Origin of the sequence: Acinetobacter dispersus, assembly GCF_009884975.1 — a bacterium.
GTDB lineage: Bacteria > Pseudomonadota > Gammaproteobacteria > Pseudomonadales > Moraxellaceae > Acinetobacter > Acinetobacter dispersus.
Window position 1 is genome coordinate 857,433 of record NZ_CP041970.1, and the last position, 16,198, is coordinate 873,630.

The following is a 16,198-nucleotide window of genomic DNA, read 5'->3' on the forward strand; positions in this document are numbered from 1 at the left end:
TTACTCCATTGGTGGTGCAGCTGGTGGACTGTTGCCATGCTTATGGTCGTTGTAAACATCACGCATGGCTTGCATTGAGCTTGTTTGATCAAAGACATCGCCATTGAGTACGCGTACATTGCCGTCATCAATAATCAGATCACCGCCTTTAACATGCGTGCCGTCTTCCTGAAGCCAGACTGAATGCCCGAATTGGTCATAAACGCAGGTTTCGCCTTCATCGACATTGATTAAGATCGCGCCACCCTTAGTGGCAATAACGACTGATTTAGCTGTAGTTCCCTGAAGGGGAATAAGTACAACTTTTGCATTTTCTGGAATATGTGAGCTGAAGCCGATTTGCTGAAGTAGCTCAACATCAGTCAATGTTTCATTTGATAAGCCTGTAACTTGAAGTGCTTTTGAGCCACCACGAGCGACCATTCCAAACAGTGGAAATCGCAATTTTCCGATAGCTTTTTTTACTTGAGCCATGCTGATCATGCTTTAGCTCCCTTGGTGGTTTTTCTTTTTTTCTTGGTAGATTGCGGCTCTTTATAAATAAGGGGTTGCGCCCAATCACCTTGGCGTTTGAGGTTTAAACGTGTGGTTTTCCCTTCAGCACGCGACAGCATTAAAGTGCGTCCCATAACAGCCCATTTGCCAGTTGCATGGCTCAATGCATTGGTTTCAACATTGACATACCAACCAGCTCGCCACACCTTGCCATCGATCACCCAATCATCCACTGTTGCAGTCAGGCTATAAGCCTCTAAATCATTGTCTTTTTTGATTTTCAACAATGCAGCTTCAGCTTCAGCTTGGCTTTCAACATCGCTTAAAGTGATTATTTTTAGACGATTAAAACTGTATTGAGTTTGAGCGAAGGTTTGAGCAAGCAAGCTGTTTGCATCAGAGTTTTGGCTCAATATTTGAAGCTGTGTAAAAACACTGGACACATCATTGTCGTACTGAAGGCTAAGCACATTATTTTCATTATTCAGCGGCTTAATTAACCGTAAAGGCTGCTGCACTTGATATGGATTAGCAAACGGATCACCAATATTTAAGCTGCCATCTGGATCAAACCACACGTGCTGGCCAGTGACCTGAGCTGCTTTAATAATTGAGTCCCAAAGTGCCTCACTAGGCTCTACCGACACTTTGTTCTTCAGCCAGCTATCATTTTGAATACGCACATCATGGATGATTGAGGCAAAGTCACCAGCGAGAACAAAGCGTTCCATCAACTCGCCCAAAGTGACTTGGCGACCATTAAAAATAGGCACAGAGCAATCGATCAGTTGACCTGCTAAATCACGACCTGAAATCTGAAGCCCATAACCTTCACGTTTAACGCCTTCAGAGATACGGTCAGTAATTGCAGTCAGGATAATTTCATCACCGTAAAGCAATTGTATTTTTGCTGCACCTTGCACACTTGCTGGCAGAGCCTGACCATCATGACGAAACAAGGTTAAATTCCAGCTATCTGCTGGAGTATCAATTTGACTGTCACAGCTCACATTGTCCCAACCATTGATTTCTATATCACCAATGATGAGCCGAATATCTTTACCTGAATTATCTTGCATAGACGGTCAACTCCATGCCGATTTGAAGTACTGCTGGATTAAATAAATCAGGATTTAAATGACGAATTTCTTCAGCACGATCCATGTCCCCGTACAGCATGTGAGCAAGCGAATGAAGCGTACATGGCACAACAATTTGAGTTTTAGTAATTGGGGGACGTACTTCAATTAATTCTTGAATTTGCAAATGAACCTGATCTGCAACCTCTTTAAAGACTTGTACTTGGTTTACAGTTTCAAAGTCTAAAGCAGTGGTTGCTTGTTCGCGTTCAGCTTTAATTGCTTGCTGTAGTTGAGTTCTGGTCTGTTGTCGAATGATCGCGAGATCAACAGGCGTAAAGCTTGGTTGCTTTTTCTCAGCCATTTCTTTACGTACAGCTACGACTACGTTTTGAGAAATTGCAACGGTGCTTGCAATTTTTGTTGCTCGCCATGTTTGCTTTACTTCAGGCAAATCATCATCTTGAAAAAGCCTTTCAAAACGCTGTACACGTTTGAATAAATCACGCCATTTTGAAATCGCTGAAATATTGGTATTGAATGCCGCAATCTTGGTCACATCATCGACCAAACCAACAATGGCATCAGCAGGAGAAAGTGCTGACTCAACTGCATTTTTAACAATACCAAGGTATTGATACGCAGTATTCACGCCATTACGGATGTTGTTGACGATAGTAAAAAACTTATTCGGATCAGTATTTTCAAGCTTATTTAATGCAGCCTGAAGCGAACGAGCTGGTGTATCGGTGATTGCCTTGGTATCAATGGCTGTAGGTGCTACAACTGGAATAAATAAAGGACGTTCTTTGTCTTCAGCTTGAATAAATTCAATGGCTATTGTGCAGGCATTTACGTCTTCAGCTTTATGAACAATGTTGTAATTTTCTGCATTGACCTGCATCACACCATGAATTGGATGAATTAGCTCGCCTGAGCCTGTTGCTACCAAAGCCGCCCAAAGAGCGTCCATTTCAACTTTGTAGTTTTCACCAGTAAAGACAGCATCAATGCTGATTTTTAGAGGATTGTTCCCCATATCCTCAATTGATGCTTTATTTGAATAAGGTCCTTGCTTGATAGCTAAAGATTTTGAGCCAGACTCATTGGTTGTCGTACATTCAAAATGCACTCCACGAAAACTCGCATCCTGTAATTCGTCTTTCCAGCCCATAACAATAAACCTCACTTTAGTGAGGTTTATTGTGCGAAAAGTAAGGCTTTTATATTAGGCGGAAAGGCTTCCTTTTATTTTTGCCCATAAGACAACAAATCAAGACCATGTCGTTTTTGCTCTGCTTGGGCATGTTGTGTGATTTGATCCATCAAACCGCCACCCATCATCATTGGCTTGTTTTGTTGAGTAACTGAAATCAAAGTATTTAGTTTATTGACTACATCACCACTCATTTGAGTTTGTTTCTCAATGAGCTGATTTTGTTGTTCAAGTACTGCTTTTTGCTCTTGGCTTTTTTCAATTGCCATTTGCATAAAATCAGGGCGATCCTCTGAAGCACCAAACAAGCCTGCAATTTTTCCATAGAAAAAGTCATCTAATGGCTTAAACAGCTCATATCCCAAGTATCCAGCTGCTGCAACTCCAGCAGTTTTTGCTACACCACCAGCCGCAGCTCCACCAGCTACAGTACCTGCACCGCCAACAGCACCGCCTAGAACACCTTTACCGCCAACAGCCAATGCTGCAATGCCAGCTGCTGCACCTAGTCCAGCAATTGCAACTGTTGCACCATAGGTTGTGGCAGCCAATTGTTCATTACCTTGCGACCATTCAACAATCTTATCCTTGGCAGTACTTAATGAATCAGACACTGCATCATAGGCTTTGGATTGAGCAAAAAGTTTCTCTTGCTCCATTGCCATATCTTTTGCCCATTCCGTTTGGCGTACCATTGCAGAGTCAGCGTCAACTGTACCACCAGCAGTGGTAAGACCTTGGCGAATGCTATTTAACTGATCCTTTTTATAAACCACACTTAATGCAGCCATTAATGCTTGGCGATCTGCAATAATTTCACCAAGCTGGCTACCCATTGCAATGCTGCTCATATCCTCAATTGCAGCTTTACGCTCTGCTGAAGTGCCTTTTTTTGCCATAGCCTGTAATCGTTGATATTGCTTATCTCCAGCGAGCTGACGGTCAAGCAATTGTACAAATGCCTCAACTCCATATACGCCTTGGTTGCGCTGTTGGATTGAGTAAGTACTCCAATCAAAAACTTGCTTAGGTTTTTTCTTGCCGTCCGATTTTGTTGGATCGCCAGCAACAGGCACAACAGAATCACCAATCGCCTTGCTAAATTCGCGACTGGAGAGCTTGGTCAATAAGTTGACCAAGTTATTACCAGCTTCATCCGCAGTTCCAGCTGTAGACATCGCAACTTGATTCATTGCGACTAGCTCCATGAGTCCTTTTTCACCGCTATAACCTGACGCACGTGCAGCAGCCATTTGCTGCGCTAGCCATTTCGCTTGATCTTTATATTCAAAGCTACCAAGCTGACCACCACGTACAGCAATATCATGACCACGCTGTAAATTATTTACACCAAAATCTTGCATTCGCACGGTCAGAGCTGCGGCATCTGTTACAGCAGCATCAGTTGAAAATGCTGTTTTTACCGCTGCATTTAATGCAGGGGCAACATTGCTCAGTTCATACTTACCTGAAGCAATCAGCGTGTTTGCGGCAGCAGCTGCATCTTCTCGCGTACCGCCACCAGCTCGAACAGCAGACTTAATGTAATCATTCAATTGAGAACGTGCAGCCAAGCGATCCGCAACAGCCATATTCTGACCACCTGTAGCTGTGGCAGCAATGTAGGTTAGTTGCTGATCATAATCACGGGGTTTTTGCAAAGCATTGGAGAATATCGCACCACCAGCAACAGCTCCCATTGCGGCAGCTGAGCCTCTTTGCAAAACACTGTATCCACCACCATTACTTTTTTGAATTTGCTGGATTTGCTTTTCGGTTGCAACCGTTTTCCCAAGTTCACGGTTTAATTGAGCAACCTTGCTATTCATGGAAGCATAGGCACGCTCCATATCTTTTGTTGTTGCCAAACCTTGACGTTGTAAAATACCAAGCTGAGCATATGTACTCTGAGTTTGCTTAATCTCATTTTTTATTTGTTGTTCTGTTCTAATACCTAACTTACGCGCTAGATCAATTGCGGTAACTTCTTTTTTTTGACCGCCTAAAGCCTGACCTTGCTTGGTTAGCTCATCCGCAATCTTTTTAGAATTGCTTACTGAAGTCGCCTGAGCATTGCCGATCTGTGTCCATTGCTGATTGATTTGTTTAGTTGCAGCTATCTGCTGGTCTGAGAACTTCTTCATCTCCTGACCAGCTTGTTGACCTTTGATCTGAAGCGTCAAAGAAACGGTAGAGTTATTATTGCTCATTCATTATCTCCAGTCTTAGGTTTTGAGTGTTTACGTTCAGTCGCTACATAAGATTTTATATTTGATGATTCTGCTGTGGTGGCTGCATGAGTACTGTTTTGCCGCTCATGCCTGAGTTTTTTTAGAGATTCCAACTTTTCAGACAAAAATGCCAACGCATAGTGCGCTGGCATTTGTTCAGCAGTTGATAATTCAACGCCCACATTATGAAGCGCAGTTATTAAATTGATGGGGTCTCTGAACTCTCGGCTTGAAGCTTTACCAATAAATCAAAATCAAGCTCTTCAAGTTTTTTCAGGTTAGCACTTGTGGTAAATGCTAATACATCATAAGGCACAGCATGTTTATTGCCTTTGCCATCAATGAGTTTGATCTTGGCGCAATATTCATGAATCTGTAAAAAATCACCAGCCACCGCTTTGGTACGAGCCTTTAACAAATCAGAAGAGTTAATATCAGCGAATTCAATCTGTTTTGAACTGAGTGGCTTACCTTTCACCATTACCGTTAATGCAACAGGCAGAGTGTCTACAATACTTAATTCCATGATTCACTCACTTAAAATGTTTCTGTTAAACAATCCATTGCGAATATAGTCAAATCACGCATTGTCTCACCATTAACATCATAAGAATCACTTGATGATGTCACACTACAATCGATGTAGGTTTCGCGAAAACCTCCGCTTGGTGACTCAATAGAGATACGTGCATCTTCAATATTTTCCCAATCAACTTTATCTTTACTATCAGGGATTACTACCGAACATGTGATGTCATAGAGCTTGATCCCATCTGACTTATATTTCGCTCGTAGTTTGCGATTCATTGTAGGGATTCGCTTTCTACCATTTGTCTTTGACACATTAAACTTAATACAATCATAGTCCTGACCATCAACACTCATGATGATAAGACTTACTGCTTCTTCAGCCATTTTCATAGACCTCATAAAATCATGAGGCTATTGTGCATATAACTATTTTTATTTATTAGGCGGAAAGACTTCCATAAATATTAAAGGCTGCATAAGCAGCCTTCAAAAGTGGAATTTAATGGTCTAGTAGATATCAAGTGTCCCATCAATAATATGCATGCCACGCACCCAATCCGCAGGGATTCTAGCATTTGCTCGATATCGATCATTCGCATCTTCAATAACTATAAGCTGGTCAGCTCTTGCACGAACGTTTTGCAATATTTCCGCATCATCCAATTGAATTAAACGTCTCAGAATAATTGAACGTACATTACGACGCTGGGCAGCAGTGTTCTTGCGACGACGTTCCTTTGCCAAATCAGAACGAATGACTTTACGTGTGTAATCAACAATCAATGCACCATTAATATCGAGCATCAAGTCATCATCTGCACCAGAGTCTGGATTGACTCGATAAGTAGAAACGGCACGAACAATTTCAGGTAGCCCATCCGCTCCAGTATCGATCATACAAACACCTTTATTGAGTGCTGCTTCAATCCGTTCAAATGTGAGTTTATATTCATCGCCAACAGCAGGAATACCACCAAGATTGACACCGTCAAACGGTAATGCTGGATCATTCGAATCTGCCAATGCAGCTGCCATAGCCCCAGCTAGCTCAGGCTCGAAACCATGAGCACCATGATAACAAACACATACAACTCGATATGACGTTTCGATCTGCGAATTGGCAGCAAAAAGTTCAGCCTGATCAATATCTGAAAATGGAACAATTAAAATTGCTGGTTTTTGGTTGATTGCATCACTTACAGAGTTTAAGTGTTCAATCCATGCTTGAACTGTATTTTCACCTACTTCATCTTCTGGAGCTGAAGATAAAGCGATAATGGTGTGCCCGAGTGGGGCGATTATTTGTTGGGTAGTCATAAACGATTAATCCTTAAATTATGTAGGTTTCTTAGCAAGACACATAAAGATTGAGTCCGCATTCTTTACAGCGGCATCGCCTTGTGAAATATCAATGTCATTAATAATTGCCATTGTTGGTTGCAGGACAATTGCACGGCTATTAAATCCATCCTTACTAGAGATATTAATAAGACGGTTTGTTTCATCCAAAAAAAGCACCTCAAGCCCAATACTGCTCATTGCTGCAACATTCAATAGGCTCTGTTCATGCGCGACCTTTGTACCATTTTCATAAATATTGAAAGCTACATTGGCGAACGTCAAAAATGGTAGCGTGTCTCGAGCTTTGAACAACTGAACGGATGTTGATGCGGTTTCAGGTGTACAAATAAATTGGTTTTGCTGTGGTGAAAGACAAGCACCAATGCGCTCACCAACTATAGATGTCATCTGAAGCTCTGTTGGGTTATCACTTACAACTGATCTAAAGAATTCAGGGTTAAGAATTACAAACTCTATTCGATGAGGCATGGAATCATTATTTGTAAACTTATAAACACCATTGCTTATTGAGAAGCCATCAGGAACTTCGCCAGTTGGCATCTCATTCAATAACTCTTTAGAAAGCCAAACTGGAGCATTGTTAATAATATCGACTTGGATTCCATCGACTAAAGTTATTAGTGCAATTGCTTGTGATGTCTCGTCTTTTACAGCATAAGCCCACTTAAGACTTGAGGTTGCCCCAGCACAACTAATTACGCTTCCGATTGAGGCTTTCCCAAACACTGAACACTCACAAATCGATTTGTCTTAATCGCAGCAGTAATCATTCGACCAGCTTCACTAGGATTTGGTCCATTCTCAAAGAGTGCATCCGCCTGTGCTTTATCATAAATATCGAGTGGTACAGCTCCATTTTCAGGCTGAAATTGCACATCGTTAGTGATAAATAAAACTTTTTGAGTATTTGCTGGCAAACCACTGCGCTGAGTATTGATATTTACATCCAGATAAGTACCTGGCGTTTTAATTTGAGGAATAGGCATTGCTTATACTTCCTTTAATTGAATTAAATCAGACTCATCTTTAAAGCCATCATCTGGCTCAAAGTGATAGTCGACATTAATTTTGATGAGATCAGCTTCAGTTTCTTCTTCTTCGCGCACGCGATCTGAAGCTTCAATGACGTATTGAGTGTGAAATTCTTGTGATAGAACGCTGATTGATTGCCCTTGGGTTCTTCCATTAAAAATGGTTTTAGTACGTCCAAGACTCAGCGGAGCAAGACCTTTGACTTTTCTCGATGACAAGTCATTGCCAATTAAAAGCTTCTGCACATGCTTGAGCATTAAATAAGTGCCAATGTCATTTAATGCACCATGACGTTGTGCTTCTTCATTCCGCAAAGAACGTGCACCAACTAAAACAACGAAAGTCACAGGGTACTCAGTTGTACTATGACCAATTTTTTTAGGTGTTCCCGAACCTTGAAACGTCACCCAAATTGCTGGGAACGTTTTAACCCATGCAAGTGTTCCGTCATCAAACTCGCCACCATAGGTTTTGATGTCTCGAATCCAGTTCCACTTTTTTTCTTTAATCTGTTGAGCTAAAACATCCTTGATGCCTTGCTCAACAATTGAAAGGTCTAGGTCTACCATGCATTACCTCCAAAATCTCTACGACCTACAGTAATCATGACGTTGTTAGACGAGGACTCTATAGGTGCAGATTCACCAGCAGGCGCACCTCCTAAAGCCATATCACCTTTAGAAATAGCTTTAAGGGTTTTTAATGCATTGTCATAGCGGATTTTGATTGGATCATTTTCAGTCAAAACCATTGTACAAAGATGATAACGAGCGACATGGCAACCAATAGCGACTAGATAAGGCGGAATGATAGATAACGGCAGTTTATAGCGGACTTGTACATAACCATCGATTTCGCTGTTTGCCTCACTTAGTGCAGCATTCAACTTGTCAAAGTTAATTTCGCCTAGGTATGGCTCGCGGTTATCTGTCAACTCAACAAGCTCTTGATCACCAAAGCGTTCACGCATCGCATCTGCCGTTACATAAGTCATTTCAGCACCTGCCTTTAGGTTGTACCAGTCGAGCCAACTGCAAGATGAGGTAAGCTGTATCCAGCCTCACCACGTGCTTCAACACCAAATAGATATTCACCACGCTTAAAGACATCATCAGACTGAATATCAGTTTTTGACATGAGTTCAGGCTTTTGGCGGTTTTGGTAAATAATCGGTTTAATGACTTTTTTGGTTGACAACAAATGCCATTCCGTATCAGTAGCCAATCCTGCATCAACCAATACTTCAGCATTACCTTTGTAGATATTTTCTGTACCATCAGCAAACTTTGATGCGGTCATTAAAGCTGTAGCAATCGATTCAAGTGCTGGAGGTACAACCAACAAAGTAGGTTTAATTTTCAGACTACGACCATTTTCGTCCTTTAAACTTGTCATCATGGTTTTAGCTTGACCGAAGCTTGCCTCAGCATCTGCCAAACTTGCCCATGACAATTTTTCAGTTAGTTTATTTGAAAAGGTCGTTTTACCTTTATCCCCAACAGGATGATCAGTTGCATAAAAAGTTTTGCCGTCAAAGCATTTATTTTTAAACCCTGTAGTTAAAGCCTCAAAAACAATATCTTGTGGAAATTGCTTTGCTTCTTCACCCATTGAAGAGAAAATAATTGGCAGCCCAATAATGTCGCCATCCTGAATTTCATGTTTATGGACGGCTATGGTTGATTCAAAATTTCTATTGGTAATGGTGTAACCATAACCTTCAAGACGTTTAATGACTTTTTCACCAATCCATTCACGCAACTTTGGAAACTTACCTAGCCAAGCATAATTTTCTGCTTTGCTATTGGAAGGGACTTCTGTGGCGATTTGCTGCCAAGTAGTTTCTGTTTCTGTAAATGTTTTATTAAAGGTTGTTTTAAAGCCAGTAAATAAATGCGCCAATACCTGCTTTGCATTTTCTGCGGTAAATTTCATTATGCGATCTCCACCCAAACGTGGGTTGTATATTCAGTGTCAAAGCCCATAAAGATGCCAGCAACAGAACGAGTTCCAGCACCATCCGTTTTAGCAACAGTCTGGTTATCTTCGATATAAATTAATGATCCCAATTCAGCTTGAGTCACTGGATCAGTTGAAGAGTTGGCAACAAGAAAATGCTTATTGCGGCAAACCACACCAAATGCTTCACCATTTGCACCAGTGTTTACAGCGTCAAAGTCCCAGATACCTATGCATTTTTGATCATCACCACCTACATCTGCTGACGAAATTGCATAGCCATTCAAGCCAACAACTGCAAATGTCCCCTGAAGCACGATTGCTGAAGCAAGTAATGCGACTGGAAACTTAATCCCATCACGATATTCGGTATTGATTCCTGCGGTAGCTTTAGTCATTAGATTGCTCCATATTTTTCGATATCAGCCTTTGACACACCCAACATGTTGAAGACATCATCTTGCAATTCATCAACCTTCTCTTGTTGAGTAGTGAGGTTGACAGTGGACGTTTGCTTTTGACTTAAAGCGGCAATTTTGGGAATACCTTCCATATGCGTTTTAAAGCCATCGAAATCACGTTTTGCAAAATCATTTGCCCAAGCGATTGTGGCTTTACCACCAGTCAAGCGACCATCACTACAAGCTGCCGTGATCAAATCATTGATTTCTTTTTCTTGACCTTGAGAAGCTACAGATGCAGCTTGTGCTTTAGCTTCGGTGTACATTTCAATTGGCACAAACTTTGATGGATCAGGCGTTTGACTATTTGCTGCGGTCTTTACTTCAATCGCCTTATCAATCGCAATTGAAAGTGCCTGACCAGCAATCAATGTTGTTCCAAATGCACCATCCATTTTGGCAAATGCACTATTTGCAGCAGTTAATAACTCTTGTTCTGTAGCTGTTTCGGGCAGCCCTAGACATTTACGCATGAGTTCTAAAAACTCGTTCATTGTTGTGTCCTCATTGGATTGTTGAGACAAAAAGTCCTGAGCCGCAGCAGCAAGACGTGCTTCGGGCAAGGTGTCTAAATTCGGGGTGTTGGTTAAGGCGAAGCTGTGAAGTCCGAGGATTTCACCAGCTTGGTTGTAGAAGAAAACAGGCGAAGTGTATTTATATTCCTTAGCCTCGATATATCCTTTTGCTTTTTCTGTCCATTCAAATTGAGTACTACATAATCCGACTCCCTCAACATATTGGAATCCAGCTGGTTTGAGCCAGCCAGATGCTGGTGCAGGATCACCAGACTCTTGAGCTTTTAAAGTCGCGTGTTCATAGTCCACCACTAAATCGATAGAGCGTTGACTTAATGCGGCAGCAATTTGACGACCACGTTCTGGTGTCAAAATCCAGTGTGGAGCATCTATGGGGCGACCATCGATACCACGAAAGACTCCTTCAGGAATCAAAACAAGATAAGTCGATGTCGCATCTAGGGCGAATGAGCACGCGGCTACTAATAAGTTCTTTTTCATGCTGGCAGAATCGCACCACCAGCTTTTTTTTATTAGGCGGAAAGACTTCCGTTTATTTTTTATGGGTTAAAAATTTTCTGCCAATAATGGTCTACGTCTAAAAAAACCTCACGTTCAGCTTCAGGTTGAAGAATGCCATTTGTATCCATTGGCATATATGGACGTGCAGGAATATCACCGAATGGTATTGGTGCTCCGCGACTTGTTTTACCCGATGCGCCTTGCTTAATCCCGAAATGCATTGCTGCTGCATATGGCATGTTATTGCTGATTATTGCTTCATCTTGAGTATGGCTGGTCACAACTCTGGCTCTTAAATTTCCTGAAGCCTGCAAAACACCACTGTATTTAATACCTTTGTATTCATAGATTTTAAGCGTAGTAATTGATCGTCCAGCCCATTCAGGGCGACCACCTTTTTCAAAATTATCATCCGTTACGGTTGCAAATGTTCCTGCAATCGCAGCAGCCAATGGGCTTGTATCAAACAATCGCTCAGCTACTTGGTGTAGCCGATCTATTAACGCCTGATCATTGATTTTGATAGTGCTCATAAATTATACTGTTCCTAACAAGGCGGTAGTTTCCTAATAGAAAGGTTACGGTTCATTCAGTATTATGACGTGCAAGTCGTCCACCGCCTTTATCTTATAACCTCATAAAAATTAGCATTAAGCCCATCAACAATTGCTTTCTTCTGAACTTTAAAAATACTCACAATCTCCATCACACCATCTTTTGAGCGTATTGAAAGCTTTAAAAATTCATCTGTGTATTCTGTTAGGTCTTCCTTCATTACAGGCAACAGATACAACATGCTTTCATTACTCACATCCCACAAAACACGGTCAAGCTGAATGATGTCTGTTGGTAAAACAAGCCATTCAACCAATGTGGGTGCATTACCAGCCGCACCATGACGTTTAGCTTTTTGACCTACAAGTAAATGATCTGAAATAGTAAGAATTGGGCTTTCTACAGCAACATTCTTTTTAGCCAAAAATTTAATATCACGCATATCAATAACACCAACAGTGCTGGTCTTATTTTGCTGTTTGCCAAAACTGATGGCGTTTTTAACAAAAGCTTCATGCGCTTTAAGTCGAGGCGGACTCAATAACATTTCTTGAACTTGCTGCAAACCCTTCTCAGCACCAAGCAGATCGGCTGCTCGCTTAGCCAACTCAACATCGATTAAATAACTTGAAGCTGGGTGACTATTAAAGCCAGCAGCTGGTGAAAAATATGTGACTTGACCATCTGCCTGTTTGATTCGAATACGTGTCTGAGTTGCAATAGCATCTTGACCAGTAAAGCTACTTTTACCAATGACAACTTGATGCTGTTCAATATCTTCAGGAGCTGTCTCTACAACATGTAAATCTAAAGCAATTGCATCACTGGCACGTCTCGCTCTTACTTTACATTTACAGCCGAATTCTGTTGGTGGATAGGCATAAAGCCAGAATGGATCATCATAACGACGTGTCTCACCATTACGAGCCAGATGCACTTTTCTTGGATTAGAAATTGAAATATGAACCCACTCCCATAAGGGGCGAGTATCTACCGTCGCCATAAGTGCTTTATAGCGACCAGCCGCCAAGCTCTTATGCACATTGGTGTCAAAGATGGTTTTTAAACGTCGCGGACTTCCAAGCTGCACCGTTTGCACGATACCAGCTGGATTAATGACACTCTTTTTTCCCCACCAACCTTTTTGCTGAAGCACAGGTGTAATGCCAGCTTTCCACTGTTCTAGGTTTTGTCCTTGCTCCAATGCTGTAATTAAAGATTTTCTAATGTCTTGCAACAAATCAATTTTTGCTACTTTGGCAACCGTGAATGCACGGCTGTGTGCCTCATCAAGAGTCTCATGCCAATCCCAACCAATTTTAAAACCCTTTGATTTTAAATAAGCAATTGCATCTTCAGGCGGAGAATTAAACAAAGCATTAAGTTCAGGACGCTGTGGTATGTTAGCCATTTTCTGCTTCAGCCTCCGCGCTCAAACGACCAAATACTTCAGCTGCAAAAAAAAGCTTGGTTAATTTATCTTGAAGTGCAGGCTCTTCATCAGTGGGGTAAAGATCAGACAAAACGGCTAAGATTTCTTCATCACTTTGCCCAGCTTGGATTTTTACTATTAAATCTTTCATCCATTCTTCAGCAGTTTTTTGTGCTTGATCAGTTTGATCTTTAAGCAATAATTGAATGGCTTGCTCTTCAAGTGGTATTTGATTATTGGCTGCAATCAATCCATTTAGCAGCTGTGGAATATAAGTATTAGCCGCCAAATTAGGAAGTGTTGTAGTCGGCTCTGGTGTATATGCCAGTACTGCTTCTTTTTCATCAGCAGGCTCAGGGATGCCTAGTTTTTCATGCGCCCAAGTACGTGGGATTTTAAAACCAATTTTTACAAGTTCAGGTAATGCTTCACTGAAGACCTGAATATCCTCGGTTTCTGTTGTATCAAAATAAAACTCTGGATAACGGTCTTGGGTAACATTCGGATAGTTGAGTCGCATCATATTCGGAATTAAGCAATCCGTGATTGACCGAGCAAGCTGCTTGGCATCAGATTTCTTAATGGCTTCAAACCCAAGCTCATGGGTATGGCTTTGGGCATTGGTACTGGTTTTGCCATCCGCTTGAGAAAGTAACGTTCCGCCCACAATCACTTTTGACTGTGTCTGTTCACACCATTTGACTAGATCAAAATGGTTTTTAGTGTCGCCATCCGTTGCAGCCTGAAAGTCAATGCTCATGCCTTGAGGAATAATACCGCCAGCATTTCGCCCAATACTCATAATTGCACGGAGTAAGGTTAGTTTTTCTTTTTCAGTTGCACCAGATGGATACTTACCAATTTTACTCGGCAAGCCATAAGTCTCTAAAAACTCCATCACATCGCGGATGCCATAATTCTTAAATAAGAACGGCCATGCAAGCACACGATGCAAACCAGAGCGAGCGATATAGCCTGACTTGGCTTTATGGCGGTGAATAAACCAACCAAAGTCCCAAAAATCTGCGCCTTCTGGTGATCCATCATTTAGCTTCAATACGTTAGGCTTATTGTATGGAGTCATGAAATTACGAGGGTTTACATGATCAAAACTTTTAGGCAGCCACAAGCTGCCGAGTTGATGCCATACAATCTCTTGGCATGAATAACCATGACCGACACCATCCATTGCATCGAATAAGAACATTTCAAAATCTTTGATGTCATCAATCCACTCAGCAACTTCTTCAGCAATTTTGCGCTCAGCTTCAGAGGCATTTTTAGGTGGTTTGACTCCCCAAGACAAGCCATTCAATCCCTTTTTGCGTTTATCCGTTTCACTGAAGATATGACCATCACGCTCTTCCATATCAGAAAATAAGTCCGCTTGAGCCTGTAAATTTCCTTGTTCAGCATCAGTCAATAATCGATGCATTGCGAGTGGAGTCAAACCAACTACAGGGTGGTCTTGCCATTGGTTAGCTAACCAAGCGACCTCGGCAGTCTGATTCTGCTCCAGTGCAGTACGATCTTGAGTTTTGGATTGAGTTTTTTTCTTAGACATAGCGCAAACACAATTTGAGGATTTTGCACCATTATTGTTTTTTGGCTTTTTTAAAATTAGGCGGAAAGACTTCCATTTATTTTAGAATTTTTATTTCGCACAGAATGGGCGTTTTTAGCGATCAAAAAACAAATACGGCTCATTGATGCAGAATTGTCTTTAAATCGCTAAAAACGTGTTCATGAACGTTTATAAATCCATAAATCAGTGCGATTAATAATTGGTGATGATTAATTCCTGTTTTTCATCACGGCTAGCTCCAACTTTACCCACTGAGTAATTAATTTTAGTGGTACTAAAATTTAGATCAGCAAATGCTTTTCTTATATCAGGATGATCATTAATCGACAGCATGACTTTGCTTTGGCACGTTCGCATCATCTCAGCCATCTTCAAGTAATGATCCCAACCGAACTCAACACCATAACCAGCTAATTTCCAATATGGTGGATCAGCATACATAAAGCTATGTGGGCGGTCATACTTCAGCCAGCAATCCTCCCAACTTAGATTCTCAACAGTGACTCCAGATAACCTGTAATACGCATCAGTCAATTGATCTTCTATACGCAAGAAGCTTGGAGCTTTTGAAGTGGTCGCTGTACCGAAAGACTGACCAGAGGTCTTTGCCCCAAAAGCAGTGTGCTGTAAATAATAAAACCGAGCAGCACGCTGTATGTCAGTCATCAAGTCAGTGCTTGCTGCTTTCAACCATTCAAACATCTGACGGCTAATAATTGCGTATTTGAACTGACGGACAAATTCTTCAAGGTGGTGCTGCACAACTCGATACAGATTCACCAACTCACCATTTACATCATTAATGACTTCAACTTTTGATGGCTGCTCACGCATAAAAAACAATGCTGCACCACCAGCAAACAACTCCACATAACACTTATGTTCAGGCATCTTTTCAATCAATTGCGACACCAGACGACGTTTACCACCTAACCACGGAACAATTGGCTTGGTTTTCATGATTTCACCTACTGCAAAAGCTTTTCATTTTTGATAGCCTGCTATGACTGTGTGCACAGTAGCGAGGCTTAGCCTGCGGTAGCGTCATACCAAAGGGGGCGATTCTTGTTGGAGCAAGGATCGTCACCTCGCTTTTAATTATTTATTTTTTTTATTTATTTGTAAGGTGGAACTCTTTCCCTGAAAATTTGTGAAGTTTTTGAACTTGTGAAACATATAAAAATAGATGTAATGACCGTGTGGTTGATATTAAAATTCCAAGC

18 protein-coding genes are annotated in these 16,198 nt (G+C 41.4%); all 18 read right to left on the minus strand.

What is annotated here, in order from left to right:
• The 18 genes from FPL17_RS03615 to FPL17_RS03700 all read right to left on the minus strand — a co-directional run bounded on the left by FPL17_RS03615 (position 1) and on the right by FPL17_RS03700 (position 15,935).
• Entirely contained in the window at positions 1 to 483 is a 483-nt protein-coding gene (locus tag FPL17_RS03615; protein WP_159883317.1) for a phage baseplate assembly protein domain-containing protein, read from the minus strand.
• On the minus strand, positions 480 to 1,574 hold the full coding sequence (locus FPL17_RS03620) for a phage baseplate assembly protein (protein ID WP_032874576.1): 1,095 nt from the start codon (positions 1,572 to 1,574) through the stop codon (positions 480 to 482). The genes FPL17_RS03615 and FPL17_RS03620 overlap by 4 nt, the downstream gene beginning before the upstream one ends.
• A complete protein-coding gene (locus tag FPL17_RS03625) occupies positions 1,564 to 2,748 on the minus strand; it encodes a DNA circularization N-terminal domain-containing protein (RefSeq protein WP_159883319.1) in 1,185 nt (394 codons plus the stop codon). Before FPL17_RS03625 ends, FPL17_RS03620 begins: the two co-directional genes overlap by 11 nt.
• A 74-nt stretch (positions 2,749 to 2,822) precedes the next feature.
• Positions 2,823 to 5,000 carry a phage tail tape measure protein gene (locus FPL17_RS03630; RefSeq protein ID WP_159883320.1) on the minus strand — a complete coding sequence of 726 codons (2,178 nt, stop codon included), beginning with the start codon at positions 4,998 to 5,000 and terminating at the stop codon, positions 2,823 to 2,825.
• A 220-nt stretch (positions 5,001 to 5,220) separates the two neighbouring features.
• Positions 5,221 to 5,547, minus strand: coding sequence for a hypothetical protein (locus tag FPL17_RS03635; RefSeq protein ID WP_159883321.1), 327 nt, complete (start codon positions 5,545 to 5,547; stop codon positions 5,221 to 5,223).
• An 11-nt stretch (positions 5,548 to 5,558) separates the two neighbouring features.
• Positions 5,559 to 5,936, minus strand: coding sequence for a hypothetical protein (locus FPL17_RS03640; protein WP_032874696.1), 378 nt, complete (start codon positions 5,934 to 5,936; stop codon positions 5,559 to 5,561).
• Positions 5,937 to 6,059: 123 nt separating this feature from the next.
• The gene (locus FPL17_RS03645) at positions 6,060 to 6,869 is read right to left on the minus strand and encodes a phage tail protein (RefSeq protein WP_159883322.1); all 810 of its coding nucleotides are present in this window, start codon (positions 6,867 to 6,869) and stop codon (positions 6,060 to 6,062) included.
• A gap of 18 nt (positions 6,870 to 6,887) precedes the next feature.
• Positions 6,888 to 7,640 carry a hypothetical protein gene (locus tag FPL17_RS03650; RefSeq protein WP_159883323.1) on the minus strand — a complete coding sequence of 251 codons (753 nt, stop codon included), beginning with the start codon at positions 7,638 to 7,640 and terminating at the stop codon, positions 6,888 to 6,890.
• Positions 7,610 to 7,900: a hypothetical protein gene (locus tag FPL17_RS03655; protein WP_159883324.1), complete on the minus strand. Its 291-nt coding sequence runs from the start codon at positions 7,898 to 7,900 to the stop codon at positions 7,610 to 7,612. Before FPL17_RS03655 ends, FPL17_RS03650 begins: the two co-directional genes overlap by 31 nt.
• Before the next feature lie 3 nt (positions 7,901 to 7,903).
• Positions 7,904 to 8,515 carry a phage protein Gp37 gene (locus FPL17_RS03660; protein ID WP_159883325.1) on the minus strand — a complete coding sequence of 204 codons (612 nt, stop codon included), beginning with the start codon at positions 8,513 to 8,515 and terminating at the stop codon, positions 7,904 to 7,906.
• Positions 8,509 to 8,940, minus strand: coding sequence for a gp436 family protein (locus FPL17_RS03665; RefSeq protein WP_159883326.1), 432 nt, complete (start codon positions 8,938 to 8,940; stop codon positions 8,509 to 8,511). Before FPL17_RS03665 ends, FPL17_RS03660 begins: the two co-directional genes overlap by 7 nt.
• 14 nt (positions 8,941 to 8,954) lie before the next feature.
• Positions 8,955 to 9,881: a Mu-like prophage major head subunit gpT family protein gene (locus FPL17_RS03670; protein WP_159883327.1), complete on the minus strand. Its 927-nt coding sequence runs from the start codon at positions 9,879 to 9,881 to the stop codon at positions 8,955 to 8,957.
• Entirely contained in the window at positions 9,881 to 10,303 is a 423-nt protein-coding gene (locus FPL17_RS03675) for a hypothetical protein (RefSeq protein ID WP_032874596.1), read from the minus strand. Before FPL17_RS03675 ends, FPL17_RS03670 begins: the two co-directional genes overlap by 1 nt.
• The gene (locus tag FPL17_RS03680; protein WP_159883328.1) at positions 10,303 to 11,382 is read right to left on the minus strand and encodes a phage protease; all 1,080 of its coding nucleotides are present in this window, start codon (positions 11,380 to 11,382) and stop codon (positions 10,303 to 10,305) included. Before FPL17_RS03680 ends, FPL17_RS03675 begins: the two co-directional genes overlap by 1 nt.
• 59 nt (positions 11,383 to 11,441) lie before the next feature.
• Positions 11,442 to 11,936 carry a phage virion morphogenesis protein gene (locus FPL17_RS03685; protein WP_159883330.1) on the minus strand — a complete coding sequence of 165 codons (495 nt, stop codon included), beginning with the start codon at positions 11,934 to 11,936 and terminating at the stop codon, positions 11,442 to 11,444.
• Between the two features lie 89 nt (positions 11,937 to 12,025).
• Positions 12,026 to 13,369, minus strand: a complete 1,344-nt coding sequence (locus FPL17_RS03690) for a phage head morphogenesis protein (protein ID WP_159883332.1) — start codon at positions 13,367 to 13,369, stop codon at positions 12,026 to 12,028.
• Positions 13,362 to 14,954 (minus strand): DUF935 domain-containing protein, encoded by a 1,593-nt coding sequence (locus FPL17_RS03695; RefSeq protein WP_159883334.1) that lies wholly within the window; start codon positions 14,952 to 14,954, stop codon positions 13,362 to 13,364. The genes FPL17_RS03690 and FPL17_RS03695 overlap by 8 nt, the downstream gene beginning before the upstream one ends.
• A gap of 213 nt (positions 14,955 to 15,167) precedes the next feature.
• Positions 15,168 to 15,935 (minus strand): DNA adenine methylase, encoded by a 768-nt coding sequence (locus FPL17_RS03700; protein ID WP_159883336.1) that lies wholly within the window; start codon positions 15,933 to 15,935, stop codon positions 15,168 to 15,170.
• Positions 15,936 to 16,198 lie beyond the last annotated feature (263 nt).

Coding starts and splice junctions, on each gene's coding strand:
- FPL17_RS03615 (WP_159883317.1), bottom strand. CDS start 483: ATGATCAGCATGGCTCAAGTAAAAAAAGCTATCGGAAAATTGCGATTT.
- FPL17_RS03620 (WP_032874576.1), bottom strand. CDS start 1,574: ATGCAAGATAATTCAGGTAAAGATATTCGGCTCATCATTGGTGATATA.
- FPL17_RS03625 (WP_159883319.1), bottom strand. CDS start 2,748: ATGGGCTGGAAAGACGAATTACAGGATGCGAGTTTTCGTGGAGTGCAT.
- FPL17_RS03630 (WP_159883320.1), bottom strand. CDS start 5,000: ATGAGCAATAATAACTCTACCGTTTCTTTGACGCTTCAGATCAAAGGT.
- FPL17_RS03635 (WP_159883321.1), bottom strand. CDS start 5,547: ATGGAATTAAGTATTGTAGACACTCTGCCTGTTGCATTAACGGTAATG.
- FPL17_RS03640 (WP_032874696.1), bottom strand. CDS start 5,936: ATGGCTGAAGAAGCAGTAAGTCTTATCATCATGAGTGTTGATGGTCAG.
- FPL17_RS03645 (WP_159883322.1), bottom strand. CDS start 6,869: ATGACTACCCAACAAATAATCGCCCCACTCGGGCACACCATTATCGCT.
- FPL17_RS03655 (WP_159883324.1), bottom strand. CDS start 7,900: ATGCCTATTCCTCAAATTAAAACGCCAGGTACTTATCTGGATGTAAAT.
- FPL17_RS03660 (WP_159883325.1), bottom strand. CDS start 8,515: ATGGTAGACCTAGACCTTTCAATTGTTGAGCAAGGCATCAAGGATGTT.
- FPL17_RS03665 (WP_159883326.1), bottom strand. CDS start 8,940: ATGACTTATGTAACGGCAGATGCGATGCGTGAACGCTTTGGTGATCAA.
- FPL17_RS03670 (WP_159883327.1), bottom strand. CDS start 9,881: ATGAAATTTACCGCAGAAAATGCAAAGCAGGTATTGGCGCATTTATTT.
- FPL17_RS03675 (WP_032874596.1), bottom strand. CDS start 10,303: ATGACTAAAGCTACCGCAGGAATCAATACCGAATATCGTGATGGGATT.
- FPL17_RS03680 (WP_159883328.1), bottom strand. CDS start 11,382: ATGAAAAAGAACTTATTAGTAGCCGCGTGCTCATTCGCCCTAGATGCG.
- FPL17_RS03685 (WP_159883330.1), bottom strand. CDS start 11,936: ATGAGCACTATCAAAATCAATGATCAGGCGTTAATAGATCGGCTACAC.
- FPL17_RS03690 (WP_159883332.1), bottom strand. CDS start 13,369: ATGGCTAACATACCACAGCGTCCTGAACTTAATGCTTTGTTTAATTCT.
- FPL17_RS03695 (WP_159883334.1), bottom strand. CDS start 14,954: ATGTCTAAGAAAAAAACTCAATCCAAAACTCAAGATCGTACTGCACTG.
- FPL17_RS03700 (WP_159883336.1), bottom strand. CDS start 15,935: ATGAAAACCAAGCCAATTGTTCCGTGGTTAGGTGGTAAACGTCGTCTG.